Annotated in this window: 25 protein-coding genes; 8 read left to right on the top strand and 17 right to left on the bottom strand. The window is 36.8% G+C overall.

Features of this window, described 5'->3' with window-relative positions; genetic code table 11:
- Window positions 1-9: 9 nt before the first annotated feature.
- Window positions 10-2247, bottom strand: a complete 2238-nt coding sequence (locus CGC47_RS07370; protein WP_370444597.1) for a GH92 family glycosyl hydrolase — start codon at window positions 2245-2247, stop codon at window positions 10-12.
- Window positions 2248-2460: 213 nt separating this feature from the next.
- Window positions 2461-2841, bottom strand: a complete 381-nt coding sequence (crcB, locus tag CGC47_RS07365; protein WP_095900189.1) for a fluoride efflux transporter CrcB — start codon at window positions 2839-2841, stop codon at window positions 2461-2463.
- Between the two features lie 155 nt (window positions 2842-2996).
- Here crcB and CGC47_RS07360 point away from each other — a divergent pair, with 155 nt between their 5' ends.
- Complete coding sequence (locus CGC47_RS07360) at window positions 2997-4787, top strand: vWA domain-containing protein (protein WP_052456152.1); 1791 nt, start codon at window positions 2997-2999, stop codon at window positions 4785-4787.
- Between the two features lie 58 nt (window positions 4788-4845).
- Here CGC47_RS07360 and CGC47_RS07355 read toward each other — a convergent pair whose 3' ends face one another.
- The 7 genes from CGC47_RS07355 to CGC47_RS07325 form a co-directional block, all read right to left on the bottom strand.
- A complete protein-coding gene (locus CGC47_RS07355) occupies window positions 4846-5076 on the bottom strand; it encodes a ferredoxin (protein WP_018280400.1) in 231 nt (76 codons plus the stop codon).
- 210 nt (window positions 5077-5286) lie between these two features.
- Window positions 5287-6543: a peptidase U32 family protein gene (locus CGC47_RS07350; protein WP_018280402.1), complete on the bottom strand. Its 1257-nt coding sequence runs from the start codon at window positions 6541-6543 to the stop codon at window positions 5287-5289.
- A 231-nt stretch (window positions 6544-6774) separates the two neighbouring features.
- Window positions 6775-8472, bottom strand: a complete 1698-nt coding sequence (locus CGC47_RS07345; RefSeq protein ID WP_095900188.1) for a fibrobacter succinogenes major paralogous domain-containing protein — start codon at window positions 8470-8472, stop codon at window positions 6775-6777.
- An 11-nt stretch (window positions 8473-8483) separates the two neighbouring features.
- Window positions 8484-9902: a DUF4302 domain-containing protein gene (locus tag CGC47_RS07340; protein WP_095900187.1), complete on the bottom strand. Its 1419-nt coding sequence runs from the start codon at window positions 9900-9902 to the stop codon at window positions 8484-8486.
- Window positions 9903-9906: 4 nt separating this feature from the next.
- A complete protein-coding gene (locus CGC47_RS07335; RefSeq protein WP_095900186.1) occupies window positions 9907-10902 on the bottom strand; it encodes a putative zinc-binding metallopeptidase in 996 nt (331 codons plus the stop codon).
- A 2-nt stretch (window positions 10903-10904) separates the two neighbouring features.
- Window positions 10905-12401, bottom strand: a complete 1497-nt coding sequence (locus CGC47_RS07330) for a RagB/SusD family nutrient uptake outer membrane protein (RefSeq protein ID WP_013996159.1) — start codon at window positions 12399-12401, stop codon at window positions 10905-10907.
- 14 nt (window positions 12402-12415) lie between these two features.
- Window positions 12416-15730: a SusC/RagA family TonB-linked outer membrane protein gene (locus CGC47_RS07325; protein ID WP_095900185.1), complete on the bottom strand. Its 3315-nt coding sequence runs from the start codon at window positions 15728-15730 to the stop codon at window positions 12416-12418.
- A gap of 523 nt (window positions 15731-16253) precedes the next feature.
- Here CGC47_RS07325 and ansB point away from each other — a divergent pair.
- Both ansB and CGC47_RS07310 read left to right on the top strand, forming a co-directional pair.
- The gene (gene ansB / locus CGC47_RS07315) at window positions 16254-17306 is read left to right on the top strand and encodes an L-asparaginase 2 (protein WP_370444580.1); all 1053 of its coding nucleotides are present in this window, start codon (window positions 16254-16256) and stop codon (window positions 17304-17306) included.
- A gap of 75 nt (window positions 17307-17381) precedes the next feature.
- Complete coding sequence (locus CGC47_RS07310; RefSeq protein ID WP_095900183.1) at window positions 17382-18512, top strand: porin; 1131 nt, start codon at window positions 17382-17384, stop codon at window positions 18510-18512.
- A gap of 70 nt (window positions 18513-18582) precedes the next feature.
- Here CGC47_RS07310 and CGC47_RS07305 read toward each other — a convergent pair whose 3' ends face one another.
- From CGC47_RS07305 to CGC47_RS10795, 4 genes are all read right to left on the bottom strand, one after another.
- On the bottom strand, window positions 18583-19050 hold the full coding sequence (locus CGC47_RS07305; RefSeq protein ID WP_042001169.1) for a DUF6132 family protein: 468 nt from the start codon (window positions 19048-19050) through the stop codon (window positions 18583-18585).
- A 79-nt stretch (window positions 19051-19129) separates the two neighbouring features.
- The gene (pth, locus tag CGC47_RS07300; protein ID WP_042001172.1) at window positions 19130-19696 is read right to left on the bottom strand and encodes an aminoacyl-tRNA hydrolase; all 567 of its coding nucleotides are present in this window, start codon (window positions 19694-19696) and stop codon (window positions 19130-19132) included.
- Window positions 19697-19706: 10 nt separating this feature from the next.
- Entirely contained in the window at window positions 19707-20135 is a 429-nt protein-coding gene (gene rpiB / locus CGC47_RS07295; RefSeq protein WP_041988639.1) for a ribose 5-phosphate isomerase B, read from the bottom strand.
- 129 nt (window positions 20136-20264) lie between these two features.
- Entirely contained in the window at window positions 20265-20543 is a 279-nt protein-coding gene (locus CGC47_RS10795; RefSeq protein ID WP_147269757.1) for a hypothetical protein, read from the bottom strand.
- Here CGC47_RS10795 and CGC47_RS10985 point away from each other — a divergent pair.
- Genes CGC47_RS10985 through CGC47_RS07280 form a run of 3 tightly spaced genes read left to right on the top strand, consistent with a single transcriptional unit; the run spans window position 20470 to window position 21931 of the window.
- The gene (locus CGC47_RS10985) at window positions 20470-20634 is read left to right on the top strand and encodes a polymorphic toxin type 15 domain-containing protein (RefSeq protein ID WP_095900387.1); all 165 of its coding nucleotides are present in this window, start codon (window positions 20470-20472) and stop codon (window positions 20632-20634) included. The two genes, CGC47_RS10795 and CGC47_RS10985, sit on opposite strands and share 74 nt — an antisense overlap.
- Window positions 20635-20636: 2 nt before the next feature.
- Window positions 20637-21233: a GAD-like domain-containing protein gene (locus CGC47_RS07285; RefSeq protein WP_095900182.1), complete on the top strand. Its 597-nt coding sequence runs from the start codon at window positions 20637-20639 to the stop codon at window positions 21231-21233.
- Between the two features lie 47 nt (window positions 21234-21280).
- Window positions 21281-21931, top strand: coding sequence for a GAD-like domain-containing protein (locus tag CGC47_RS07280; protein ID WP_095900181.1), 651 nt, complete (start codon window positions 21281-21283; stop codon window positions 21929-21931).
- Window positions 21932-22022: 91 nt separating this feature from the next.
- Here CGC47_RS07280 and CGC47_RS07275 read toward each other — a convergent pair whose 3' ends face one another.
- From CGC47_RS07275 to CGC47_RS07265, 3 genes are read right to left on the bottom strand one after another with little or no spacing between them, the layout of a single operon-like run.
- Window positions 22023-22259, bottom strand: coding sequence for a DUF6327 family protein (locus CGC47_RS07275; protein ID WP_013996144.1), 237 nt, complete (start codon window positions 22257-22259; stop codon window positions 22023-22025).
- Complete coding sequence (locus CGC47_RS07270; protein WP_042001182.1) at window positions 22252-22626, bottom strand: hypothetical protein; 375 nt, start codon at window positions 22624-22626, stop codon at window positions 22252-22254. Before CGC47_RS07270 ends, CGC47_RS07275 begins: the two co-directional genes overlap by 8 nt.
- 2 nt (window positions 22627-22628) lie before the next feature.
- The gene (locus CGC47_RS07265; RefSeq protein ID WP_013996142.1) at window positions 22629-22955 is read right to left on the bottom strand and encodes a YtxH domain-containing protein; all 327 of its coding nucleotides are present in this window, start codon (window positions 22953-22955) and stop codon (window positions 22629-22631) included.
- Window positions 22956-23256: 301 nt separating this feature from the next.
- Between CGC47_RS07265 and CGC47_RS07260 the strand changes: the two genes are divergently transcribed.
- Both CGC47_RS07260 and CGC47_RS07255 read left to right on the top strand, forming a co-directional pair.
- Complete coding sequence (locus CGC47_RS07260; RefSeq protein WP_095900180.1) at window positions 23257-24234, top strand: DUF4837 family protein; 978 nt, start codon at window positions 23257-23259, stop codon at window positions 24232-24234.
- 50 nt (window positions 24235-24284) lie between these two features.
- A complete protein-coding gene (locus CGC47_RS07255; RefSeq protein ID WP_147269756.1) occupies window positions 24285-24515 on the top strand; it encodes a hypothetical protein in 231 nt (76 codons plus the stop codon).
- Between the two features lie 303 nt (window positions 24516-24818).
- Here the strand turns inward: CGC47_RS07255 and CGC47_RS07250 are convergent, their stop codons facing one another.
- Window positions 24819-26129: a sugar MFS transporter gene (locus CGC47_RS07250; protein WP_042001189.1), complete on the bottom strand. Its 1311-nt coding sequence runs from the start codon at window positions 26127-26129 to the stop codon at window positions 24819-24821.
- Window positions 26130-26157 lie beyond the last annotated feature (28 nt).

Here is a 26157-nt window from a genome sequence, read left to right as displayed (position 1 = left end):
CATTGTCAATTAGTTGTTTGTTGGTGCTACCGACCCCATTATGAATTTCAACTCTCCGCCGTTTTTAAGTTCTTCATCAGTGATAAAAGTGCGGTCGAGTGGTTTGCCGTTAAGCGTTGCCGACTGAATGTACATATTTTCCGCAGACACATTTTCAGCAATGATGGTAAAGGTTTCTCCGTTAGGCAGATTTATTTTCGCTTTCGGGAACAACGGACGCCCAATTTCGTACTCACCCGAAACAGGATTCATCGGATACAAACCAATGGAACTCCACACATACCAAGCCGACATTTGTCCGCAGTCTTCATTCCCTGAATATCCGTTCGGCGTGGTGTTATATTGCGTTTTCAAAATTTCATTTACCCAATATTGTGTGCGATGTGGCTCTCCCGCTTTGTTAAACAGATACGCAATATGGTGGCTCGGTTCGTTGCCGTGAGCGTACTGCCCAATCAGTCCCGTAATGTCCGCCGAAACGTTATCGCCCGTAATTTCAGAACTTTCGGTAAATAGTTTTTCCAAATGTGTTGTGAATTTCTCTTTTCCGCCGAAAGCCTCAATAAGTCCTTGCGGATTTTGCGGAACAAACCACGAATGTTGCCAAGCATTTCCTTCGGTGTAATCGGTAGCTTCGCGGTGGTTGGAGTGTTTCGGGTCGAAAGGCTCACGCCATTTACCACTTGCCGATTTGCCTCGCATAAAGCCCGTTGTGGGGTCAAACAAATGTTTGTACGCCTCACTTCGCTTCATAAAGAACTCGTAATCATCGGTTTTTCCTAAGGCTTTTGCCATTTGTGCTACACACCAATCATCGTAAGCATATTCCAACGTAATGGTTACCGATTCGTCCCATTTGTCGTACGGAATGTAGCCATATTGTTTGTAGAATTTCAGTCCGCGTTCGTCTCCCATCATCGTTTTTTTCATCATTTCGAAGGCTTTTTCAGCATCGAACGAACGAACTCCTTTCAAATACGCCTCAACAATCACAGGAATAGAATGATAGCCCGTCATACAATCGGTTTCGTTTCCGTAGAGCGTCCAAACGGGAAGTTTATTGATAACGTCGGAATACGCTAACATTGAGCTAATAATATCCGAAGATTTTTTAGGTTGAAGCAAAGTAATTAGCGGATTTTCAGCACGGAATGTGTCCCACAATGACAAAGTAGAATAGGCTGTAAAATCCTTGGTGGAATAAATTTCATCGTTTTGCTGACGGAATTGTCCGTTCTTGTCAGAAAACGTCACGGGAGCTACTTGCGTGTGATACAAAGCCGTATAGAAAATCGTTTTAAGCGAATCGACAGGCGTTTCAATTTCGATAGAAGAAAGATGTTTTTCCCAAGTGTCGTGAGCTTTTTGGCGTACTTCGGCAAAGGTGCGTTTGTTGTACAAATCCAAATTCGCCAACGCATTCTCTTCACTTACAGAAGAAACCGCTACACGCACGACCAATTCCTCCCCTGTGGAATTATCAAAGAAGAATTGCCCTGATGAGATTTGTTTTCCACTATTTTGAAGTTGTAAATCTTTAATAGGTTTGGAAAATGCAATAGCGAAGAACACTTTTTGATTTTTCGCCCATCCCGTACTGAATCGATGTCCTGTGATGATGTTTCCGTCGTTTTGTCCGTCCAATTTTCGATTGGATTGTTGGATAAACATTTCCGTAGGGCTATCCCAATTGATGGCAAATCCTAAATTCAAAATAACGGATTGTGTATCGCCTTTTTGGTAGGTATATTTGTGGTAAGCAACGTATTGGTCTGCTGTAAGTTCTGCATTTACTTTGGGGTCTTCAAGGAAAACTTGATAGTAACCAGGTTCCGCTTTTTCGTTTTGGTGCGAATAACGCGATTTGTACGAAACTTGATTGCGGAAATCCAAAGCAGCCTTCGGATATTGGTCTTTTTTTCCAGTAGAAAGCTGTGATAAATCGTACTCTTTATTGACAGGCATCAGTAAAATATCGTTCAAATCACCAATACCTGTTCCACTGAGCGACAAATGCCCAAAACCGATGAGCAACGTATCGCTGTGGTGGTAACCCGAACACCAATCCCAACCGCTGATGCCATTCACAGGACTCACTTGCAACATTCCGAACGGAACGGTAGCTCCGGGGTAGGTATGTCCGTGTCCGCCCGTACCGATGAAAGAGTCAACGTACGTGGTGAGTGGTTTTTGCTGTGTTTCTTGCTCTGTTATAGGATGTTTTACTTCTTGGCACGAAGTCACCATCAGCCCTAAAAGCGCCAATGATGAAATGTATTTTCTTATCATTGTTTAAAATTTTTATAGACTCTTTTTTAATCCGTCGAAAATACGAAAAAAATAAGAATAAAATACAAATTGTAGAAATAAAGTCAAGAGACAAAAATACAAATTGCCAAGTCTATTCATCTAAAACTTTCTTTTTGTAACTCTATTCACTTCCGAATTGTAAAAATTGTATTATTTATGCCCCCAATGAGCTAAAAGATATCCGCCAAAACAAGCTACTACTCCTAAAAAAACACTTCCTAAAACGTAAATAATGGCTTTGTAACATTCTTTCTGTTCAATCAATTGCAGTGTTTCCAGAGAAAAAGCTGAAAACGTAGTAAATCCGCCGAGCACTCCCGTAAGTAGAAATATTTGTAAATCGGCACTAAAATTTCGCTTATGAAAAAAAGCAAACAAAAAACCAATCAGAAAACTTCCTATCCCATTGATTATAAAGGTTCCTATCGGAAAATTTTTCCCAAATTTCAATGTGATTAGAAAATAACACAAAAACCGAAATACACCGCCAAGGGCACTGCCTAAACCTACATACAATAAAAATTTTAACATCTGTCATTTTTTAAAATAAAGCCTTCAAAAATACCAATTTTATAATAGATTATCATCTACCTAAAAAATGAATAGTTTTAGATGTTGTTAAAATTGTTACACACTCTTTATTTGGCATAATTTTAGCTTATTTTTGTAGAAAAATCATTTTAATTATGAGGACAATTCTATTATTTTTTCTGACTTTAGTAGTTGCCTATGGGCAAGAATACGAATTGAGCGGTATCGTAACCGATGAATCAAAAACTCCTTTGGTAGGTGCTTTTGTGATAGTTAAAGGAACAACTAAGGGCACACAAACGGATTTCGAGGGAAAGTATCTTATCCGTGTAAAGCCTAATGATGTACTGATTTTTAGCTATATTGGTTTTGAAAGCCAAGAAATCACCATCAAAAAACAAAAAACACTCAATGTAGTTTTAAAAGAAGACCAACAAATACTTCAAGATGTAGTTATAGTTGGGTATGGCAATCCAAATAAATCGTATAAAGCAGGAGCAACCATACGAGGAATAGCGTCTTATCAAGAGAGAGAAACCTACAAAAACATTCAGGAAAACAAGTTCAAGAAGACAACTACCGACCCTGTTTCTACGTTTTCAGCAGATGTGGACAGAGCCTCGTACAGCAACATTCGGCGTATGATCAATAATGGTAGTTTGCCCGACAGAGATGCAGTTCGCATTGAGGAAATGATTAACTACTTTGACTATGACTATCCACAACCCGATGCAAATAGCAAAACTCCTTTTAAAGTTACTACCGAACTAAGTGAAGCTCCTTGGAATTCAAAAAATTACTTACTTCAAATTGGAGTACAAGCTGAAAAAATCAATTTGGAAAAAACACCTCCTTCCAACATCGTTTTCTTGATAGATGTTTCGGGGTCAATGGATTATCCTAACAAATTACCACTACTGAAATCGTCTTTCAAATTGCTTCTTAACTCATTAAAATCTACTGATAAAGTGGCGATTGTGGTTTATGCAGGTAGGTCTGGATTGGTCTTGCCTTCCACCTCAGCAAAAGAAAAAGCAAAAATCGAAGCTGCTTTAGACAATTTAAATGCAGGTGGAAGCACCGCAGGTGGAGAAGGCTTGAAATTAGCCTACAAAGTAGCCCGTGAGAACTTTATTCCAAGCGGAAACAATCGCATCATTTTGGCTACCGATGGCGATTTTAACGTCGGTATAAATAACTATGGCGATTTGCAACGATTGGTGGAAGAGGAACGAAAAAGCGGTATATATATCAGTGTTTTAGGATTCGGAATGGGAAATTATCGTGATGATATGACCGAAACTATCGCCAATAAAGGCAACGGAAACTATGCTTATATTGACAATATTATTGAAGCTAAAAAAGTGTTGGTAAACGAGTTTGGTGGAACATTTTACACAGTGGCTAAAGATGTGAAATTTCAATTGGAATTTAATCCCAAACACGTTAAAGAGTACCGATTGGTAGGCTACGAAAACCGAATGTTAAACACGGAAGATTTTGAAGATGACCAAAAAGATGCTGGTGAAGTAGGTTCAGGGCATACCGTAACTGTTTTCTACGAAATTGTTCCTACCAAAGGCAAAAATGAAAATACCCTACGCTATCAAAAACAAGAACTCAACGAAAAAGGAAAAAAAGGAAATGAAATTGCTTTCTTGAAAATTCGATATAAAAATCCGGATTCCAAAACCAATAAAAGCATTGAAGTTTCACAGCCTATTGATTTTCAGTTAAAAGAACTTTTAAAAACCTCTGACAATTTCCGATTTGCTGCCGCCGTTGCAGAGTTTGGTATGTTACTACGTAATTCTGAATTTAAAGCCAATTCTTCTTACGAACAAGTCATCAACCTTGCCCAAAACGCATTGGCAGATGACAAAGAAGGCTATCGAAAAGAATTTATCCGATTGGTGGAGAGTGCAAAGCTATTAAAAAACGAATAATTTGATTATCTTTTAAAAAAAACGGAACGTTGATAATTTTTTATCAACGTTCCGTTTTTTATATCTTCTTGGTTGAAATAATTTTAACGGGACACGCTTTTTGGGCGGCTTCACAAGGCTCTAAAATGTTATCATCGTGCGATTTGAGTGTGAAAAAACCCTTCTTCTCTGTAGAGCGAAGCAAAACACTTTTTCCGTCTTTCTTCGACATTTGGAACTGCTCCGGAGCTACTTCCACACAATAATTACACCCAATGCATTTATCACGCTGTAAGGTTACTACTACCATTTCTTCATCTTTTGTTTCTTTATTTTATAAATTCTTTTTATGTTTTAGTGTCTCCCGTTGTTATTTTAATACTTCGGAGGGCTTTTTAGTTGTACATTTGTTTATTTTAGTCCGCATCGACTTATTAAAATGCTTCGGAATGTTTTTTAGTGGTGCATTAGCTCATTTAAACGCTCCGAAGGGTGTTTTTGATGTTTATTATCTATTCGGTTATGATTTTGCAAACTCCGTAGCTACAATCTTATATAATTTATCTGACAGACGAATTCTGAAATCGGTTTTAATGGTGCAAGAATCGCCTTTCGTTGCTGTTTGTGCAGGAGCGTCATTTACCATCATATTTTCCAAAACGAACTCCTGTACGCCTGTGGTAGGTCCTGTAATGAGGAGTTTGTCGCCCACTTTAATATCGTAGGCTTCGATGAGAAATTCCGCAATCCCCGATTTTGGAAAATAGTGCTTTCCTTGCCCCACGTACACCTTTTTCTGTGTAGCGTTCGACCCCGGATTCTCGCTCCATTCTCCCAATTTCTGTCCCAAATAATATCCACTCCAAAATCCTCTGTTGTAAACAGTTGAAAGGGCTTCCATCCATTTTTCAACCTTTTCTTTTGAATATGTCCCCTCGTAATACGCATCAATGGCTTCACGATAGGTTTTTATGACAGTCGCCACGTATTCGGGAGCTCTTCCGCGTCCTTCAATTTTGAGTACTTTGGCTCCTGCGTCAATCACTTGGTCGAGAAAGTCAATCGTACACAAATCTTTGGGCGACATCATATATTCATTATCGATTTCGATTTCAAAACCGCTTTCTTGGTCGATTACGGTGTATTTTTTTCGGCAATTTTGCTTACACGCCCCTCGATTTGCCGACGAATTATGCGAATGCAAACTCAGATAGCATTTTCCTGAAACTGCCATACACAACGCTCCGTGACCGAAGATTTCTATCTCGACCAAATTCCCTGACGGACCTTTAATCTGCTCCCTTTGGATTTGCTCAGCGATTTTCTTTACCTGCCTAAGGCTCAATTCACGACTCATTACCATTGTATCGGCAAACATTGCATAAAAACGCACCGTTTCGATGTTTGTAATATTGATTTGGGTGGAAATATGCACTTCCATACCAATTTGACGAGCATAGGCAATAACTGCTTGATCCATAGCAATAACTGCGGTTAAGTTTGCCTTCTTTGCAGCGTCGAGCAAGGTTTTTATGATGGATAAATCGTGGTCGTATATGATTGTATTTAAGGTAAGATAGGTACGGATACCTTTTGGGTGGCAACGTTTTGCGATTTCGTCCAAATCGTCAATGGTGAAATTGATACTTGCTCTTGCCCTCATATTCAGCTGGTCAACTCCAAAATATACCGAATCAGCACCATTGTCAATAGCTGCTTGTAACGATTCGAAGTTTCCTGCGGGAGCCATCAGCTCTATTTTTCCTGAATTTGTCATAAATGTGATTGAAAGTTAGCGGGTGCAAAGATATGAAAAAAGACAACGATATTCGTAAATGATTATGTATTAGCAAGTCAAATGTACGAAAAATTATCGTATCTGTCTTTAATAAACTAAAAAGTTGGGATAATCATATCCCAACTTCTACATGTTTTCAAAATCGTTAAGTGTTACCTATACGATTTTTAGCTTATATGTCTGTTTTTACAGAAAGTATATTTTGAAAAACTACTCTTTAATCAATCTTACATACATTCTGAATTTATCCCCTTTTTGGTCTCGTTCAATGGCTTTTCTTCTGTAAGAAAAGGCACGATACCAATACACTTCTTTGTTGAGCAAATCGGTTTGTTTTGTTCCCGTCCAAACATAAACATATTCATTAGCCCCTTTAAAACTAAATGAAGTTTCTCTTGACGATTTTCCAAAATATCCACCGTATGTGAATCCGGTTTTCATTTCATTGGTAGGTTTTATAGCTGGGGAAGAAAATCTTTGAGTTAAACTGATAAATTTGTGCATCATTTCTCCACGATTTCTGTATCCGGTTGTATTGATTTCAGTTTGTGCCATTCCGCTGAGCAATTCTATGGTTTTCCAATCCTCATCGGTGGCAACACGCCAACCTTGTGGGGCAATGGTGGGTAACATCTCCATAGCATATAAAACACCATATTTGTTGTAATTTTCAGTTGTTTTTAGCTCATTGGCTGTTTTACCTTCGCCCTGAACTCCGTAAACTGAACAAAATTCAACCTGATTTTCAGGAATGTATGCGTAATTTTCAGCCAACCAAGTAACTCCGTTGATGGTTACTGTTTTGTAGGTTTTTCCGTCTCTTGAATCAGTCCAAGTGCCTTCAACAATGGTAAGTTCATCTTTTATAGGAGCTTGTTGGGTAGTTTTTGAAACGATATTACTACTAACAACGCCTCCGTTTTCGTCTTTGGTAACCACCTTAGCCCAGTATGTTTTGGAGAAATCAAGCCCTATGACAGTATATGAAAGTTCACTTTCCGAGGTCATTTTAATTTCATCTTGGGTGAAGTTTTCATCTTCACTTAAATAAAACTCATAAGTAAGCACCTCGGGGCGGAGCTTTCCGTTTTCAAAAATTCGGTCTTCATCGGTAGATTTTTCCCATTTGAATTTTAAAGCTACGCTATTTTTATCATCGGCAAGTAATTCTTCTACACGATTGCTCAATCGGGCTGGAGTTGGCAAAGTATTGGGAGTGGTAAAGGTGAAAACATCACTACGTAACACTTCTGTGCCTTTAGCGTTTACAGCTGCAATTGCCCAATAATATGTAGCATTTCCCTTTAAGTCATTCAATGTGATTTCTTCTTCTTTAATTCCCTTTTTGAAAGGAGTTGAAAAAGAAGCTGAACCATTTCTTAAATAAACCGAAAAAGTCAAATCTTCGTTGTAAACTTCATTTCTAAGGGCTTTCCATTTTATTGTGGTTTGATTTGTAGTGAGTGCCGTTTTATCCTTAGGTTCTAACAAATTCACTCTTAAATCAACATCAATTGTTGTAAAAGAAAATATTTCGGATTCGGACAAATTATTTTTGTCGTCAGAAGCAATTACTTTCCAAAAATATTTAGACAAAGGCTGGAGTTGTTTGCTTTCAAAAGTATAAAAAGTATCCTCAATATCAATGGCTTTGAAAGTTTTTTCTGAAGTAAAATGCTCATCGGAAGAAACCCAAACTTGATAGAAAATCTCAGGACGAGTTGCCTGTACTTTATTCCAACGGAAAGTAGGAATACGCGATATGGCTTTTGCTTCCTTTTGAGGAGAGGTAAGCTCTGCTTTGCTGATAGTATCTGCAACTAGCTTACTTTCTCCATCTTGCTTTTCGCACGATAGCAAAACCGACAGACACAAAATACTTGTTATTAGGTATTGTATTTTTTTCATTAGATGTTTTTTTATTTAATTCGGGTATAGAAATAATCCTCTGTAGGATTGGCAATGGATACAAAATCCCAGTCAATTTGCCCAGACTCAACAGTTCGTTTAATGTACCACCCCGTTGGATTACATAGATAATCAATTAAATCATTAAAAGCAGGATTATCCTTAATTTCATTGGCTATAGCAACAGCATCTTCTCCTTCTTTAGGCAAACACAATTCTTCGGATTTGGGTTTACGTTTGAAACGAAGACGATCTTCTTGCAATTTTTCAATTTCCAAAGGAACGAAATAGAAATAGAATTGATTGCCTTCCTCAAAAGAAAAGAGCAAACCATTTCCTAATTTCTCTCCTTTTTCATAATCGTGGTTGAATGCACTATCATAAATAGGGTTTCCTTTTTCATCAAAAAGCGGTATTCTTCGGTTGTAGTCGGTAACAAAAACCATTCCTTTGATAACAGGCAATTGCCTTCTCATTTGAGCGTATTTGGTATTAGGCTGCCCAAAACTTGCTTTAAACCAAAGGCTGTAATCATCTAAGAATTCATTAACAACACCAGGCACATAATACACTGGCAAATTAGAGGTATAAATATATCCCTTTAAGTCAGAACGATCAATCTCGTAACGTTGTTTCTCTCTGTTATAAACAAAATACTGTATTTGATGTCCATCTATTTCGATAGGCGAACTCAGACCCATACCTGTATGGCTGAAATAAAGCATTTTACGTCCGTTACGGAAAATATTTTTATAATTGTAAGCATAATCAGCAGCCTTGGCTATGGAACTTAAGTCTAATCCTATGGAAACGGGTTTTTCTTCCGAAGCCCCTTCAAGACCGTGAGTCACCGCCAAATTCATATAACGAACTCCGCCACGTTGCTCCGCCAGATATTTTACAAAATCTTTAAGCCTATCGAAGTCTTTGTACTCCTCTTTGGCTTTTCGTAAAATGAGTTTACCTTTATATTTTTTTCCTTCTAAAACAACTTCATTTTTTCGAGCATTTACCGATTTAAAATTAAATTCAATATCTCCTCCGTAGCCTTTCGGAACTCTTTCACTAGGATAACTGAAAATGGTTAAATTTTCATTAAATGTGCTAAACATCAACTCAATATCATCTTTGGCTATGAGTTTGTATTCGCTGGTTATAGGCTTTGACAAATCAGGAGAATGCAAAGTAACCGTATTATCAGCCGAAAAAGTAGCTATTTGGTATGACAAATACTCAATATTCGACCCTAAGGAATAAAACATTTGCCAACCAAAAGGAGCTTGAGTTAAAACTTGTTTGTATTCTGCCATTTTAGCTTGTACTCTTTGGTCGGGTAGTTGACTGAACTTTGTTTCATCATCTTTTTGACAAGAAGTCGTGCCCAAAGCTACAAACAACAAAGCAACGATATTGTAAATATATTTTTTCATCTTTTTAAGGTGTATTTTGAAGAATTAATTCGTTGGTAGCCTGTTCAATTTTTCCTTGAAGTCGGAAAAGGTCAATTCCCCAAACTTCTTTATAATAATCGGAAACCATATCAATTTTCTTAAGCATCGTGTTCAACCCTTGTGGCGCAGTTTGCTCTTGAACGATTCTGAGACTTCCATTACTTTGCTGTTGAATAGAGATACCAAACATATATAGTTTAAGTTGAAAATCTGTCAAATTCATACGTACCAGATTTCCAGTAACATTTCCTGTATCGTCTTTTTCTGGAACGATGCGTTGTATGGGTGAATTACTGTTTTGCACTGTAGATAAAATAGTAGCTGCCACTTCAACAAAATCTTCATTCTCGTTGGACATACTATAAGGGGTAATGAACCCTCGAGCATTGGCTCTTACCTCTGATACATTAAACCAAGCTCCGGTGTACTGCCCCTTGGTCAAATCCTTATATGTGGTGGAGAAAGCAATTTTTTGATGCAAGATATGTGCAAACTCGTGATGCATTGTATGAAATGCTTTTGTCATCTTATCTAAATCTTGATTGTCAAAGCTATCTACATCGAATAGTGTTATTTTTCGTCCGCCCTCAGCAAGGCCTAAGGTTTTCGTTCCGTCTTGATTAAATTGAGGAGTTCCTACCAAATAAATGAGTTTAGGAACATAAGTTTTGATAAATTCGGTTCCAGCTTCTTCCTCATAAGGCTTGATCCAGATGGCGTGTAGTGCTTCCATAATTTGCCTTGCCTTCTGTTTTTGCGGAGGTGTAACGTGGAAGGAATTATCAATCTCGGTATCGTCCCACTTCCATTTTACCTCAATGTTATAAGGTTTTGTGAAGGTTTCATACAACCATTGGTCAAAATCGCTTTGGTGTTCGTCTTCCAAATAAATTACAGAGTCTTTGCTTACAGCATCTTTTTGGTTACAAGTAACGAATAAAAAAGCAAGTAATAGTAAGGAAATGTATTTCTTTTTCATTATTATCTTGGATTAGGGGTTATTCCGTTTGATATTGCATTAGAGGGTATTTGTAGTTCTCTTCGGTTATCGTCAGGTTCTAAAAATACAGGCTTTGACTGACGTGCAAAAAAGTGACGTACTCTTACATTAAATCGTTTTAAATCGAACCAACGCATTCCTGTGTAATAGAATTCTTTTCTTCTTAAATCGAACAAACAGTTTAAGTACGGACGTTGTTCTTTTGATATGGCATAAAACGGATTTAGTCCGTAGATTTCTGATTCTCTGTATTCTAATTCCATTTTTTCATAAGAAAAAGCGTGGGTATCAAACTGATAATTTTTTAAACGTTTACTCAAGTAGGCATTCATATCTTGTTCAAAGGCGGCAAAATTATTGAGCATCACGTTAGCTTCCATTCTCAAAAATAAGGCTTCCTCCATTTGAATTAAAGGATTCATTATCATATAATACCCTTCTGAAGCGTTTATTCCACTTCTCTCTCTATGGAATTGCCATTTAGGAATGAAAATATTAGGGTCTTGTCCGTACAAATCCCAAATCCACTGCCCTCCAACGAAAGGGTTTCGGAAGATATAACGATACGCATCGTAGCTCATCCCGAAGATATCTCTTCCATAGGTGTATGAAAACCAGTTACTATATTGAGGAACAACCAATAAGTTTGCATTTTCGGAAGTTTTTGACCATTGGGCGAGCATTTCCAAGACATCCATTTTGGTATATTTATCGTTCAAATCGCGTATTTGCTGTGCAGGGTTTGCCGAAAGTACCTTATTGGTATAAGCTAATACTTTTTCAAAATCTCCAAGAACGCTATAAACTCTTGCTGCAAAAACGTTTGCTGCATCTTTATTCCAATGTAATTTTTTGTTCTTATACTTGGTATCATCAATATAAGCAATTCCTTCAATTAGGTCAGCCTCAATGTTTTTATAAACATCTTGTACTGTTCCTCTATGGTATTGTTTAAGGACCTGTTTTTCAGGTTCTTTCACGTAAGGAATTCCCATATTGGAAGCCGCCGTTTGCGGATTATAAGATTTGCTCCATAAACTTACCAACATAAAATGAGCATAAGCTCTGGCTACCAATGCTTCTCCGTAATACGCAGTAAGTTCAGAAGGAATTTGCCCGTTTACTCTGAAGTTATCAATCCCTTCCAAAGCGTGATTGATTTGCTTTATGGCGCTATAGCAAGCTGTCCAATAGGCTTCAGGAGTATCTTGTGAGGTTAAGTGATGTTCACGCCAATGATAAGCATCTGCCATAATAATATTTTTAGTTGCACCGTTTACTTTTTCGGTAGCGTTATCACTCATCGCGTAACAAAACATTTGATGATTTTGGTCAGGATAAGCATACGTGAGAAGCTCCCCTATCTTATCATAGGAATCCAACACGGCTCTATCGTCGGGGTTTTTGCTCAAAAAATCGTCGCAAGCCGAAAATAAAGCGATTGCAAAAACCAAGTATGTGTATTTTATATATTTCATATTCAATAATGTAATTACAGATTGATGTTTAAACTCCAAGAGTATTGACGTGCAATGGGTAGGGCTACACCTCCAGAGCCAAAAAATTCGGGGTCTTGTCCTTTAAGTGCTTTATCTGAGTAAAGCAGGAACAAATTAGTTCCAGAAACTTTGAAACTTGCCCCAGCTACGCCCAATTTTTTAGCAAAATCGTTAGGCACTTTGTAAGTCAATGATACCTCTTTGAGCCTTACAAAATCGCCTTTTGCCACTCTTTCAGTTGAAAAGTTATAAGCATTATAAGTAGATAAAATGTTATTTCCGTACTTGTCATAAAGCGGTTTACTCAAGATAGTAGGAACGTTAGTATGTGCCTCATCACCAGAGTGTAACCAACGGTCTTTCAAATCAGAAGGCATCGCATTCAAATCACTATATCTGGCTTGGAAGCTGGGGTATAGGCGCACCACATTTCCGAGTTGATAGGTAAAGAACAAATTTAGTGAAAAATTATCAAAGGTAAATCGGTTTGATACTCCACCAGTTATCTTAGGGTCGATACTTCCTTCGTATTTCAAATGATTGACATTTCTGTCTTGAAAGAAAATATCATAGGAAGCCTTTCCTTCTTTGTCATAAAAAGTAGGAATTCCTTCATTGCTAAGTCCAGCAAATGGAATGGAATAAAGCCCTCTGACAGGTCCACCCAACTTGGCTGCTCCTTCACTTCTTGTTAACGAAAATACGTTAGGCTCACTATACAAACGCGTGATTTCATTTTCGTTATAAGCAAAAGTTACATCGGTTGTCCATTTAAAAGACGGAGTGTCTATGTTACGCGAGTTCAGGCTAAATTCAACCCCCTTGGAAACCATATCAGCATAATTTGCCAATTTAATAAGTTCCCCTCCGATACCACTGGTTCTGATGGCAGCAATAAGGTCAAATCCTTTTCGGTGATAAAAATCTGCACTGATACTGAATCTATTATTGAAAACTCCGATATCAAAACCAGCATTGGCTTCATATTGTTTTTCCCAAGTCAGTTCAGAGTTCTGTAAACTACGTACCAACAATCCGTTTTGTATTTCATCAGGATATGGTGCAATGGTGAGGGTACTTCGTAATACGGCTCGGCTGTTGGTAGCTGGTCCCATACTTGCAGTGAGCCCATAGGTTGCTCGAATATTCAAATTGGAAAGCCAATCCACGTTCTGTAAAAAGCTTTCGTCTTTGGCATTCCATCTTCCACTTACGTTCCAAGTAGGTAGCCAACGCGCATCGGTAGAGCTTCCTAATCGGTTACTTCCGTCCAAACGAGCTGTAGCGTTAAAAATGTATTTGCTGTTGAAACTATACGCTCCGTTGGCGAAAAACGCCACAAATCGGTCATAAGAATTGGAAACGGCAAAATAAGGAAATCCTGCCTGAGTCAATTTTTTGATTATGTTAGGGTCGGTAAAAACGGTATTCCCTTTGTCGTATTGAATTCCATATCCGTCAAAGGAAGCCCCCTTTCGGTCAGAGGCACGTACTTCTTGCCCCAATATGGCGTTGAAACGATGGTCTTCCAAAGCAATATTTTTATACTCAATAATATTTCTTAAATAGAAGTTTTTAAGAAGATTATCCTCGCGATTGTAAAAACCTCCTTTAGGCAGCACCACAATGGGGCGACTGCTTGGGTTTTCGGGGTCTTTCCACAAATAATTGTTTTGGTCTTCAATGGTTGCATCATCATTGGCACGATATGCTTTGGCTACGTTAGCATCTGCCTTGATTTTATGCTCTGTTGTATTTTTTACATATCTGATATTTCCTACGAAAGAATAGCTCCAATTCGGATTGATTTTGTAATCAAGATTTGCTTGAATATTCAAGTCAAGTACATCTAAATCAATATAGTTGTTGTTATATTCATTTAATATGTTAAATGGAGCATAGTTCATACGATGATAGCGATAGGTTTTTGCATCGGTTTCATAAGGACTGATGGTTCTACTGGTATTGAGTGCATACGAGAACGGATTGATATCAAACTCACGAGTATATCCTCCATTAACTTGACTGGGTTGGCGAGAGAAAGTACCAGGTGCTCTTTGCTCACGGTAACTCCCTTTGGTTGAAATACCTAAAGTGAATTTGTCAGAAATATCAAAAGTTCCTTTAGCGTTAATGGTGTATCGATTCACTTTATCGGAAATCGTCCAGCCCGTATCGTGTAAGAAACTCGTAGAGGCGTAAAATTGTGACTTTTGCGAACCTCCTTTAAAACTTACGGAATGATTTTGTTGTAAATTATTCTGAAATAGCAATTTAAACCAATCCGTATTGATTTTTTCATAAGTTTTAAGATACTCGGCACGTGCTTGTGGAGTATTGAGAAGTCCGTAAGAACCATTTTGATAAGTGTTTATAGCGTTATACATTTGAAAATAAACACCTCCATCTCGGCTACTCATCATATCGGCGTGCGAGAGCCAACCTTTGCGTTCCATCTCTCTGAAAACGGACATTTGATCTTGTGAATTCAAAATGTCATAATCGTTATAAGAAGGTTTGCTTCGCATCGTATATTCGGATTTAACATCAATCGAAACTCGGTCACGACTTCCGTTTTTGGTAGTAATCACAATAACACCATTCATTGCACGAGCTCCGTAAAGCGCTGTTGCCGATGCGTCTTTCAAAATTTGAAAACTATCAATATCCTCTGCATTTAATCCAGCTACTGAGCTACTTATGAGGGTTGAAATATCTCCTGAGGAAAGTTGGTCAGGATTTACATCTACAACATCTTCAAGAACAACACCATCAACCACCCACAAAGGTTTAGTATCCCCGTAGATTGATGAAGCTCCACGAATACGAATTTTAGGAGCCGCCCCAAAAGACCCCGATACGTTCTGTACGCTCACTCCCGATACACGCCCTTCAATCATCTTTCCAACATCAACAATACCGTCAATTTTTGTGTCTTCTGCACTTACTTTGGTCGCAGCACCTGCAAATAATTTTCGGTCAGTTTTTTGATATCCGGTAACCACAACCTCTTTGAGTTCTTGAGTATCTTCACTCAATACCACATCCAAATGTTTCTTTTTTCCGATCAGAACTTCCTTTTGAGCGTATCCGATATAATTGAACACCAAAATATCCGATGCATTGGCTACGATTTCAAAATTTCCGTCAAAGTCAGTTGTTGTACCTTTGTTTGTGTTTTTAATAATAATACTGACCCCAAGCATAGGCTCACCTTCGGTATCTTTAACCGTTCCTGATATTTTCTCTTGAGCCAACATAACAACTGGCATCAAGAAGAGCAAACCCTTGAGCAAAAGTTTTTTCATACGAAATGCTTAATTTATTAATACAATTATAATTTATTCCTTTTGAAAACCAATGATTTACATTTAAAAAACTACTTTTGAATATTCTTCAGTTTTCAAAATAAAATCATCAGTAAATAGTTTCATATTTTTTTATCAACAAAAGGGCGCAAATATAAAAAAGAAATCATAAAAAACCATTTTTTACCTTTACAATTTAAGATTTAATCTGTCTTTTTTTGATTTATTCGCAGTTAACTCTATCAATATTTGAATTGATTATATCAGTTTACAAAACAACTATTTTATTCTAACAAGCGAAAACTAACTCTATTTTTGATATATTTATTTTATCAATCTTTCAAAAAGAAAGTCTAAAATTTCACTTACGTTAAATATTATATAAAAATAGCGTTTTATGTTTGATTTATCTGTAAAATAATTTACCTTTATAGTGCTTTTAAAAGAGCTTTTTTTCGGATGTGAAAATTTTAGTTTAGTTAGTAACCAACTCAAGTGAAATTGGGTTAAAAATAGTAGTATTATGAATTTTTTAAGAAGCATTGCGTTAATGGTGTTGTTATCAACATCTGTAGTTGTTTTCGGGCAAAAACCGAAAGTTCGTATTATTGCCACGGGTGGAACCATCGCTGGGGTGAGCAAATCATCTACTGAAAGTAGTTACAAAGCAGGGGAATTGGGCGTTTACCAACTCTTACAAGCCGTTCCAGAGGTGAAAAACATTGCCGAGGTTAGCGGGGAGCAATTGGTAAAAATCGGTTCTCAGGATATGAACGATGATGTGTGGCTCAAACTAGCCAAACGCATCAATGAACTGTTAAACAAAGAAGGATATGATGGTGTGGTCATCACTCACGGTACAGACACTATGGAGGAAACCGCTTATTTTCTAAACCTAACGGTACATAGCAATAAACCCGTTGTAATGGTTGGGGCTATGCGTCCTGCTACGGGTATGAGCGCTGACGGACCTCTAAATCTATACAATGCCGTTGCCGTTGCTGCCAATAAAGATGCTATGGGAAAAGGCGTTATGGTTTGTATGAACGACATCGTTTTAGATGCAAAAGACGTAATTAAAACCAGTACTACCGCTGTGGAAACTTTCCAAGGGGCTAATCACGGAAAATTGGCTTACATTCATAACGGAAAACCCTATTTCAATCGCATACCTCAAAACAAGCATACGGCTCAATCCGTATTCAATGTTGATAATATGAAATCATTACCCAAAGTAGGCATCGTTTATGGTTACTCCAATATGTCCGAACTTCCTATGAAAGCCTTTATGGATGCTAAATTCGATGGAATTGTATATGCTGGGGTAGGAAACGGTAATTTCTATCACACCCTATTTGATTTGGCACAAAAAGCGCAAAAACAAGGAATCCAAATTGTTCGTTCTTCACGTGTAGCCACAGGAGCGACAACTTTGGATGCCGAAGTGGACGATGCTAAATATCATTTCGTGGCAGCTCAAAATCTTAATCCGCAAAAGGCACGTGTACTTTTAATGCTCGCTCTTACCAAAACCAAAGATTGGAAGCAAATTCAGAAGTATTTCAATGAATATTAAAAATCAATAAGCATTGAAAGCTTTAATAAATCTGTTTTTTTATTAGTTTTCAATGCCTTAAAAAAATCAGAAGATATGAAAAATTTGTATCTAGCAATGGCTTTCCTACTGGGAGGCGTTGCATTGGCACAACAAGGCTTTCAAGAGCAAATAGATGAACTTAAACAAAAATCAGATAAATTTAATGTCTTTTTAAATTTTCAATCCAGTTTTGATGTTATAAACACTCAAGACGTTGGCACTGAAACTTATTTCAAAGCGCGTCAGTTACGTTTGGAATTTCGAGGAAATATCAACGAGCGAATTTTTTACAGACTGCGCCATCGGTTAAACAAATCAAACGCAGGTGCGGACTTGGATAATCTTGCCCGAGCCACCGATTTGATGTATGCCGGTTTCCGATTGAATGAAAAATGGACGCTCACAGCAGGAAAAATGTGCCAAGCGTGGGGTGGTTTTGAGTTTGACCTCAACCCAATGAACATTTATGAATATTCCGATTTTATTGAAAATATGGATAACTTTGTGGTAGGCGGTATGCTCACCTATGCCCCCGATGCCAATCACGAAATCAATTTCCAAATTACCGATGTAAGAAACAATCCGTTAGATAAAGTTTATGAAGGAAAATTGCCTGCAGGAGTTGAAAAAAGTAAATCTCCGCTAACCTACATCATCAATTGGAATGGAAACCTTTGGGACGGAAAATTCCAAACTCGTTGGGCAATAGGCTTGGAAAATGAAGCAAAAAATCACAATTCAATGATGGTTACCTTAGGTAATCGATTGAATTTGGATAATTTTCAGGTGTTTTTTGACTATATGATGGCAAAACAAGATTTGGATCGTTTGGGTTATGCTTCAGTATATTCCTCTGGTTTGAGCCACGATATGGCTTTGCAAAATACCACTTACAATACTTTCATTTTAAAAGCGGAATATCAGCCTGACCCAAAATGGAATTTATTTGCTAAAGGAATGTACGAAACGGCACGTGTAGATAAAAGCAAAATGCCCACAGGATTTGTTGACAATGAACGAAATTCAATGGGCTACTACCTTGGTGTAGAATACTTGCCTTTCAGCGACCAAGATTTGCGTTTTTTCCTTACCTACGTAGGGCGTCAGTATGATTATAAACACGGACAATCACCCGATACCAATCGCGTTAGTTTGGGTATGATGTATCGTATAAAAGCTTTTTAATCCATTTGATAAGAACAATAAAAAACGGCAGATTATCAAAAAGTAATCTGCCGTTTTTTTATTTTAAAGTTTAAAACAAATCTCGTACTTCTTGCCAAGAACCGCCATTGTAACAATCAAGCCCTTGGTTTCGAAAATACGTTGTTGCCTGTTCGCTTCTTGCCCCAGAGCGACAACAAAAAATAACCAGCTTTTGAGAGTTTTTAATTTCATCGGCACGTTGGGCTATTTCTTGTAAAGGAATATTTATCGACCCTTGAAAATGACCTTGATTAAATTCCTCAGGTGTGCGTACGTCCACAATCAGTGCATCTGTAGCTATTTCTTTCAAATTCATCGTATCTTTCTTTTTATTTTTAAACATACTAAATAGTAATCCACCTAAAACGGCACCGTAAAGTGTGCTATTGATGGGTTTTGAGGTTATAGCGCAAGTTCCTGATAAACAACCTACATAGTGGTAATACAAATACCCAGCCATTGCCCCCAAAATAATACCTAATAAAATCCATTTATTTTTTGCAATGATATACTTCATAACTATTGTAATCTATACGAGAGCAAAGCTAAGGACTACTTTTTACTTAAAAAGCAACCAATGTTACAGATTGACCAAATTACTTGTTATTAAACAAATTCATTGTATTGGTTAGCCCTGCCATAGCAAACGAAATGACAGCCTCAGCAGCTTTTTCTAAACGCTCAGGGAGTAATTCTTGCTCTTGTTCATTCCATTGCCCCAATACGTAATCCACTTGCTTTCCTTTGGAAAAATCACTGCTTATTCCGAAACGAAATCGTGCATAATTTATGGTACTAAGCTGTGCTTGAATATCTTTCAATCCGTTATGCCCTCCGTCGCTTCCTTTGGCTTTAATGCGTATGGTACCAAATGGTAAATTCAAGTCATCGGTAATAACGAGTAAATTTTCCAACGGAATATTCTCTTTTTCAAGCCAATATCGGACAGCCTTTCCGCTGAGATTCATATAGGTAGAGGGTTTGAGAAAAACAAGTGTTCGCCCTTTGTGTTTGTACCAAGCCACATCACCCAATTTTTGAGTTTCAAACTTTAAATCGTGACAATGAGCCATATAATCGAGTACTTTAAACCCAATATTATGCCTTGTATTTGCATACTCAAGACCAATATTGCCCAAACCCACAATCAGGAATTTTTTCATTGTTATAGTTTTATCTGCAAATTTTATTCACTCGGTTGGTATGTCTGCCTCCTTCAAAATCAGTCTCTAAAAAGGTTTTGACAATTTCAACAGCTTGTTCAATGGCAGTAAAACGCGCTGGAATGCTAACCACATTAGCATCATTATGTTGCCGTGCTAGGGCAGCTATTTCTTTGGTCCAACAAAGTGCAGCACGTATGCCTTTATGTTTATTTGCTGTCATTGCAATACCGTTTCCGCTACCGCAAATAACGATACCCAAATGAGCTTTTTGAGTTTCTACGGCTTCTGCTACGGCGTGTCCAAAATCAGGATAATCAACGCTTTGATGTGTATCTACTCCGAAATTAAGAACTTCAATTCCTTTACTTTCTAAAAAAGCAACAATGGCTTTTTTATAGTCTGGACCAGCGTGGTCATTACCTATGGCTATTTTCATATGCTGTATAAATTTCTTTAAGTTGCGAAATTATGAAAAAAATAAAATCATCATTTATCTTTTACTGTTTTTATAGCCCTTTTAAAGACTATTTGTCTTTTTTTCCTGAAAATTGATACAGCAAATACCTTAATCCATAAGCCGACCTGACCACCACGGACCACATAAAAACACAAAACCACCAATGGCAACGCATAAAAGGGCATAATTTTCTTTACCAAACCAAAAAAGTGTATAACTTTGAGGTGGAGAATTAGCATAACTATTTTGTGGGGCTGTGGGCGTTGTTGGTGCATAATGCCTGTGAGATGTAGCAGGAGGAAAAGCCGATGCCATAACAGGTTTAGGAAATAGCCGAGTAAACTCTTCCATAGGTTCGCAGTGGGGAAAAGGACGAGCGGTTTCCATAGAAAATCAAATAAAACAAGCCTATGGAATTCCACCTAAAACAATTGATGACATACCTGTTACAGATATGATGAATGTGAAATTATTATAAATATGGAAACAATACAAAAATTTATAGACCGAAACAAGGATAGTTATATCAAACACGCTGATGTTCCGCAAGAATTAATAGATAAATACAAAAATATTTTACCTGATGAACTGATTTGGCTTTGGGAAAATATGGGTTTTGGCATTTACGAAAATGGTTATTTACAATTGGTAAACCCCGAAGAATGGGATTTTGTGTTTGAATATATTGATAAACTCTATGATCCTACTATTGTATGGGGTATGACAGCTATGGGAGATTTGCTTTTTTGGGAAGAAGATAAACCTAAAAATGTAAATAGAGTTTTCTTGATTAACAACAATAAGGGGACATCAGAGGTCATTACTCAAATTACAGGATTTCTAAATATTTTCATAGGAAGTGATTTTTTTATAACATCAAAAGATTATTTCAATGACAAACCTTACTTGGAAATGAAAGATAAACTCCCTAAATTAGAATATGGGCAATGTTATGGCTATGTTCCTGCTTTGGCGTTGGGCGGTAGTCGTAGTAATAAAAATCTGCAAGTGGTCAATGCCAAAGCCTACATTCATATTATCGGTCAAGCGGTTGGGAAAATTTATGATTTAAGTTAGGTTTGTAATGGTTAATTATTAATTGTTAATTGTAAAACGTGAAAAATATGTCAGAAAAATTAACCAAATTAGAACAAAAGGATATTCAGCCTTTCTTTGATAGAAATCAAGATTACATCAAATACGCTGATGTTCCACAGGAATTGATAGATAAATATACAGGGGTATTGCCTGAACCTATTTTGGAAGTATGGCGAAGAACGGGTTTTGGTATTTACGAACGCGGCTTTGTGCAGTTTGTAAATCCTGATGAATGGGAATTCTTTTTTGATTATATTGATAATATTTATCAGAGAAGTATAGTTGTTGGTATAACAGCCTTGGGAGATATTTTACTTTGGGATATTAAAAATCAAGGTAATATGAATGGGGATCATATAAAAATTGTTTTTGTCAATGATTGTGATGATGATGTAATGAGCGATGAAGATACTGCCTATTGGTTGGGTAGTCTAAACATAAACAGAACTGATGAAAGTGATGAGGATTTTGGTTTTTATGTCGAAGAATATCGCTCAAAAAATTATCAAAAAATCAAACGTGTTTTACCTCCGTTAAAATACGGTGAGTGTTACGGTTATACACCTATTCCTGCTTTGGGAGGTAAAAAATCATACAAAACCTTGCAAATTGTAGATGCCAAAACTTATGTCGATATGATAGGTCAAGCCACAGGTAAAATCATTGATTTAAGTTAAAGATTTACTACCATTAAATTAAAACTCATTTTGAAATATAAAAAAACCGAGTGAAAGTTCACTCGGTTTATTTTTGTTATTTACTTTTTCTCTATCTTTTTAAAAAGTAACGCAACCCAAACTCAAGGGCAGAAATAAAAATTTGGTTACGCCTTCTTGCCAAAGTAAAACCCAATCCTCCTAAAAAATTAGCCATCATTGCTTTAAATGACAATGATTGTTTAGTTGAAGAGATGCTGTTTTTTAAAAAAAGTAAATCTACTTGTTTTTTAAGTTTAAGAACCCTTAGGTCAGCCTCTATTTGCTGAAACGATCGGTAATTATGCATCTGTTTCATCTTCATCATCATCTTTAAAATATATATCGGACAACTTTTCTAGAAGTGGTTTTTCTATGAAAATCTTTCTGAAAAGAAAGATAATCAAAGCGACTAAAACAAAAAAGAAACCTACAATCAAGAAGCCCAATCCAGTATCATTCACCCATTTACCCACTGCAAAGGCAGCTGCAAATGACAAGAAAAACAATACCAAAAGACATAGTAGCCCAAATATAAAAATATTCAACAACCCGTAGGAAGACTTGGCTATAAAATGAAACGCAAATAACCTATAATATTCTACCTGCGATTTAAAAGCCTCCTCTGCCCTTAAAGGAACTTCCTTAGCGGTTTCCTTAATGGATTTGATTGCCATAATTATTTTTGAAGTTTAGCGTTGGCTTGTTTCAATTGAGCTAATTTCTTCTCTAAAACGGTAATTACGTCTTCGGCTTTGTAGCTTGATTTTGATAAAATGTTTTCCATTTTATCTTCCAAAGAACCCTTCAATTCAGAAGTTTTATCTTTTACTTGATCCGCCAAATCATCTAATTTATGTTTCAAACTAGCCGTTGAATCATCAAACGATTTTTTAATTTTTTTACGAGTTTCTTTCCCTTTATCCGGAGCAAACAAAATTCCTGCTCCCACACCTACGGCAACTCCTGTTACCAACGCCAATAAAGTATTTCCTGTTTTTGACATAATAAATTGATTTTTATTGTTAATAATTATTTTTTACAAAGATAACACTTTTAAAATAAAAAGTTTTTAATTTAATGTTAAATTTTTGATTTTTTATTGATAAACTAAAGCAAACTATCAAAAAACAACATCATACGTGTTACTGCAAATTTGATGCCAAAACCAAAATTTACCGCAAAGAAAATTTCTTCCGTAAAATTTTAACATTTGAAAACCAAAAATAACTACTCAAAAAATCATTTTTGGAACAATTTTAGCTGTAATAAAAATGGTAATAAATATTATTTTTTAACTATTTTTTATGAAACACTTTATATTTGGAGTTCTTATTGTCTTTTGTTGTTTGTCGTGTGATTTTACCAAAGAGAAGAAACAATATCTCCCCCAATCTAACGGACAAATAAACTCTTTAGCCGTGGTGGTGGACAATACCCTATGGAAAGGCTCCGTTGGTGATACCATTCGCAAATATTTTGCGGCTCCTTTGGAAGGAATTGCTGTGGAAGAACCCCTATTTTCCATACACCAAATACCACCAAAAGTTTTCGAAGGAAATACCCGAAACAGCCGTAATATTCTCATCATACAAAAAGATAGCATAAACGGACTTGCCCTAAAAGATACGCTTTTTGCTAAACCTCAGAAAGTGGGCATCATACGTGGGGAAACCGAAAAAGACATCGTTTGTCAAATTCAGGAACACGCCGAAAAATTCATAACTGCCTTTAAAGAAAATGAAATCTTAGAAAGCCAAAAACGATTCCGTAGTTCGTTAAACAAAACCACCGATATTGAAAAAACTTTAGGATTTAAACTTACCCTTCCTTCCATATACAGAATTGCTAAACACGAAAATAATTTCTTTTGGATTGAACGCCAAATCAAAGGCGGAACAGCAAACATTATCATTTATGAAATGCCTTTGCAGCGTATGCCACAAAATAACCAATTGGCTGAAAGCATCGTAAAAATGCGCGATTCCATTGGTAAAAAATATGTACCCGGACCCAAAGATGGTATGTATATGATTACCGAAAAAGCTTTTGCTCCAAGCATTTATCAAACACAAGTGAAAGATAGAAAAACCATTGAAAGTCGTGGTTTATGGGAAGTAAAGGATTTTTTACTCGGAGGACCTTTTGTGAACTATATCATTGAAGATGCTCCTAATGCACGTTTGGTAGTTTTAGAAGGCTTCGTTTCTGCACCGATGACCAGCAAACGCGATTATCTGTTCGAGTTGGAGTCCATCATCAAATCTATTGAATTTACTAAATAATTTTTATTGGATTTTTTATGAAAATCGTGAAAAACATTTGGGTATATTATATGCTAATTCTTTTTCCATTAGCAGGTTTATTTATTGGACTAAAATATTTAGGTATGAGTAGCATTCTATTTGCTGTGGGGATTATCTTATACACCACCGTTTATCGCTCATTTATTGACCGTAAACGATTGTATTATAAAAATATCCTTCCTGAAAAAGGAAATTACAACCGAGTTATCCCTGCTGGTTTTTATGCCAGATATTTTAAAGAACTGTATTTGAAGCCATAAAATATGTCATAAAAATTTGCTCCTCACCCCCTACTCCAACCTTTGAATCATTGTTTGGAATTTTGACCTAAAAAACTATAAAATTAAAGGTAAAAAATACAGACTAAATACACGAAAATCACCAACCGTTGATTGGAGTCGTTTTTTGACCTTGGAGAAATTAGTAAAAACAAAAAACGTAAAGCAAATTTTAAACCACATAGAAACATAGCATTTATTGTATGTTTCTATGTGGTTTTAATTATAATATTTTGTGCATTTGATGACTAAACTGTAAAATTAGTCCATTACAAATAAAAAGCCCTAACGAATTGTTACGGTTTTTCGCTTATAAAATCCGAAAAAGGCAATGTAAACGTAACAAATGGTTAACAATAAAAATGCTATTTTGAACCCAAGTGAGTCGGCAAAAAATCCGCACAAAGGTGGAATAACAGCCCCTCCAACAATCATTGTACACAAAATTCCAGAAGCTTGAGGTTTGGATTCGTTCAGCCCGTCTAACGACAAAGTGAAAATGGTCGGGAACATAATGGAATTGAATAACCCCACGGCCAAAATACTCCACATTGCTAGTAATCCGTCGGTATTTACTGAAACCAGTATCAGTAAAATTGCTCCTGATGCAAAGAATATCAGTACTTTGGAGGGTGCCATAACTTTGGTCAAATAAGCTCCTATGAAACGCCCTACCATAGCACCTGTCCAATAGAAAGTTACAAATGCCCCAACGATGGCTTTGGAATCTTTACCCGAAAGGTCTTTATCGCCAAAAATAAAACCTAAAATATTGCGCATCAAATCATTTTCAAGAATATTCTTTGACAGGTTCATTTCTGAAAAATAGCTTACCAAATAACTCCCGATAGCTACCTCAGCCCCAACATAAAGGAATATACCAATCGCCCCAAGTAACAACCCTTTTTTAGAAAGTAAACTCAAATAACCGCCACTTTTTGCGCCTTCGCCAATCACATCAGGAAGTTTTATAAAGATAAATAGCACTGCCAAAACAACAATGAAAGCAGCTATAGACAAAAACGGCATCTGTACTGCCGAGGCTTCACTAATGAAATAAGCATTTCTATCAACTTCATTAAGTGCTTCGATTTCTGACTTTTGCAATACTTTATCACTTAGAATAAACAACGCACCCACCATCGGAGCAATGGCTGTTCCTAAGGAATTAAAAGCCTGAGACAAATTCAAACGACTCGAAGCCCCCGACTCATCTCCTAAAACCGAAACATACGGATTGGCTGCCACTTGCAAAATGGTTATCCCTCCGGCTAAGATAAATATTGCCAACATAAATACAAACAAAATACGTTCGGAGGCGGCAGGATAAAACAGCAAACAGCCCAAAGCCATCGTGAAAAGCCCCAAAATAATTCCTCTTTTGTATCCTATTTTAGAGAGAATAAATCCTGCAGGAATGGATAGGATAAAATAAGCAATAAAAAATGAAAATTGAATTAAGCCCGCCTCGTAATAACTAAGCGTAAAAACATCTCTGAGACGCGGAATTAAAGAATCAACAAGCACCGTAATAAATCCCCACAAAAAGAATAGTACGGTAACGAAGATAAACGCACTTTTATAATTTTTCTGCATTGGTAAACCTGTTTAAAATAGCACGCTA

Origin of the sequence: Capnocytophaga canimorsus, from assembly GCF_002302565.1 — a bacterium.
In the GTDB taxonomy this organism is placed as follows: domain Bacteria; phylum Bacteroidota; class Bacteroidia; order Flavobacteriales; family Flavobacteriaceae; genus Capnocytophaga; species Capnocytophaga canimorsus.
The sequence above is the reverse complement of the archived record's forward strand: the minus strand, read 5'-3'. Positions and strand labels throughout refer to the sequence as shown.

Excerpts from the sequence above, each read along its gene's own strand:
- CGC47_RS07370 (WP_370444597.1), bottom strand. The coding sequence starts at position 2,247 with ATGGTGACTTCGTGCCAAGAAGTAAAACATCCTATAACAGAGCAAGAA.
- crcB (WP_095900189.1), bottom strand. The coding sequence starts at position 2,841 with ATGTTAAAATTTTTATTGTATGTAGGTTTAGGCAGTGCCCTTGGCGGT.
- CGC47_RS07360 (WP_052456152.1), top strand. The coding sequence starts at position 2,997 with ATGAGGACAATTCTATTATTTTTTCTGACTTTAGTAGTTGCCTATGGG.
- CGC47_RS07355 (WP_018280400.1), bottom strand. The coding sequence starts at position 5,076 with ATGGTAGTAGTAACCTTACAGCGTGATAAATGCATTGGGTGTAATTAT.
- CGC47_RS07350 (WP_018280402.1), bottom strand. The coding sequence starts at position 6,543 with ATGACAAATTCAGGAAAAATAGAGCTGATGGCTCCCGCAGGAAACTTC.
- CGC47_RS07345 (WP_095900188.1), bottom strand. The coding sequence starts at position 8,472 with ATGAAAAAAATACAATACCTAATAACAAGTATTTTGTGTCTGTCGGTT.
- CGC47_RS07340 (WP_095900187.1), bottom strand. The coding sequence starts at position 9,902 with ATGAAAAAATATATTTACAATATCGTTGCTTTGTTGTTTGTAGCTTTG.
- CGC47_RS07335 (WP_095900186.1), bottom strand. The coding sequence starts at position 10,902 with ATGAAAAAGAAATACATTTCCTTACTATTACTTGCTTTTTTATTCGTT.
- CGC47_RS07330 (WP_013996159.1), bottom strand. The coding sequence starts at position 12,401 with ATGAAATATATAAAATACACATACTTGGTTTTTGCAATCGCTTTATTT.
- CGC47_RS07325 (WP_095900185.1), bottom strand. The coding sequence starts at position 15,730 with ATGAAAAAACTTTTGCTCAAGGGTTTGCTCTTCTTGATGCCAGTTGTT.
- ansB (WP_370444580.1), top strand. The coding sequence starts at position 16,254 with ATGAATTTTTTAAGAAGCATTGCGTTAATGGTGTTGTTATCAACATCT.
- CGC47_RS07310 (WP_095900183.1), top strand. The coding sequence starts at position 17,382 with ATGAAAAATTTGTATCTAGCAATGGCTTTCCTACTGGGAGGCGTTGCA.
- CGC47_RS07305 (WP_042001169.1), bottom strand. The coding sequence starts at position 19,050 with ATGAAGTATATCATTGCAAAAAATAAATGGATTTTATTAGGTATTATT.
- pth (WP_042001172.1), bottom strand. The coding sequence starts at position 19,696 with ATGAAAAAATTCCTGATTGTGGGTTTGGGCAATATTGGTCTTGAGTAT.
- rpiB (WP_041988639.1), bottom strand. The coding sequence starts at position 20,135 with ATGAAAATAGCCATAGGTAATGACCACGCTGGTCCAGACTATAAAAAA.
- CGC47_RS10795 (WP_147269757.1), bottom strand. The coding sequence starts at position 20,543 with ATGGAAACCGCTCGTCCTTTTCCCCACTGCGAACCTATGGAAGAGTTT.
- CGC47_RS07285 (WP_095900182.1), top strand. The coding sequence starts at position 20,637 with ATGGAAACAATACAAAAATTTATAGACCGAAACAAGGATAGTTATATC.
- CGC47_RS07280 (WP_095900181.1), top strand. The coding sequence starts at position 21,281 with ATGTCAGAAAAATTAACCAAATTAGAACAAAAGGATATTCAGCCTTTC.
- CGC47_RS07275 (WP_013996144.1), bottom strand. The coding sequence starts at position 22,259 with ATGCATAATTACCGATCGTTTCAGCAAATAGAGGCTGACCTAAGGGTT.
- CGC47_RS07270 (WP_042001182.1), bottom strand. The coding sequence starts at position 22,626 with ATGGCAATCAAATCCATTAAGGAAACCGCTAAGGAAGTTCCTTTAAGG.
- CGC47_RS07265 (WP_013996142.1), bottom strand. The coding sequence starts at position 22,955 with ATGTCAAAAACAGGAAATACTTTATTGGCGTTGGTAACAGGAGTTGCC.
- CGC47_RS07260 (WP_095900180.1), top strand. The coding sequence starts at position 23,257 with ATGAAACACTTTATATTTGGAGTTCTTATTGTCTTTTGTTGTTTGTCG.
- CGC47_RS07255 (WP_147269756.1), top strand. The coding sequence starts at position 24,285 with ATGCTAATTCTTTTTCCATTAGCAGGTTTATTTATTGGACTAAAATAT.
- CGC47_RS07250 (WP_042001189.1), bottom strand. The coding sequence starts at position 26,129 with ATGCAGAAAAATTATAAAAGTGCGTTTATCTTCGTTACCGTACTATTC.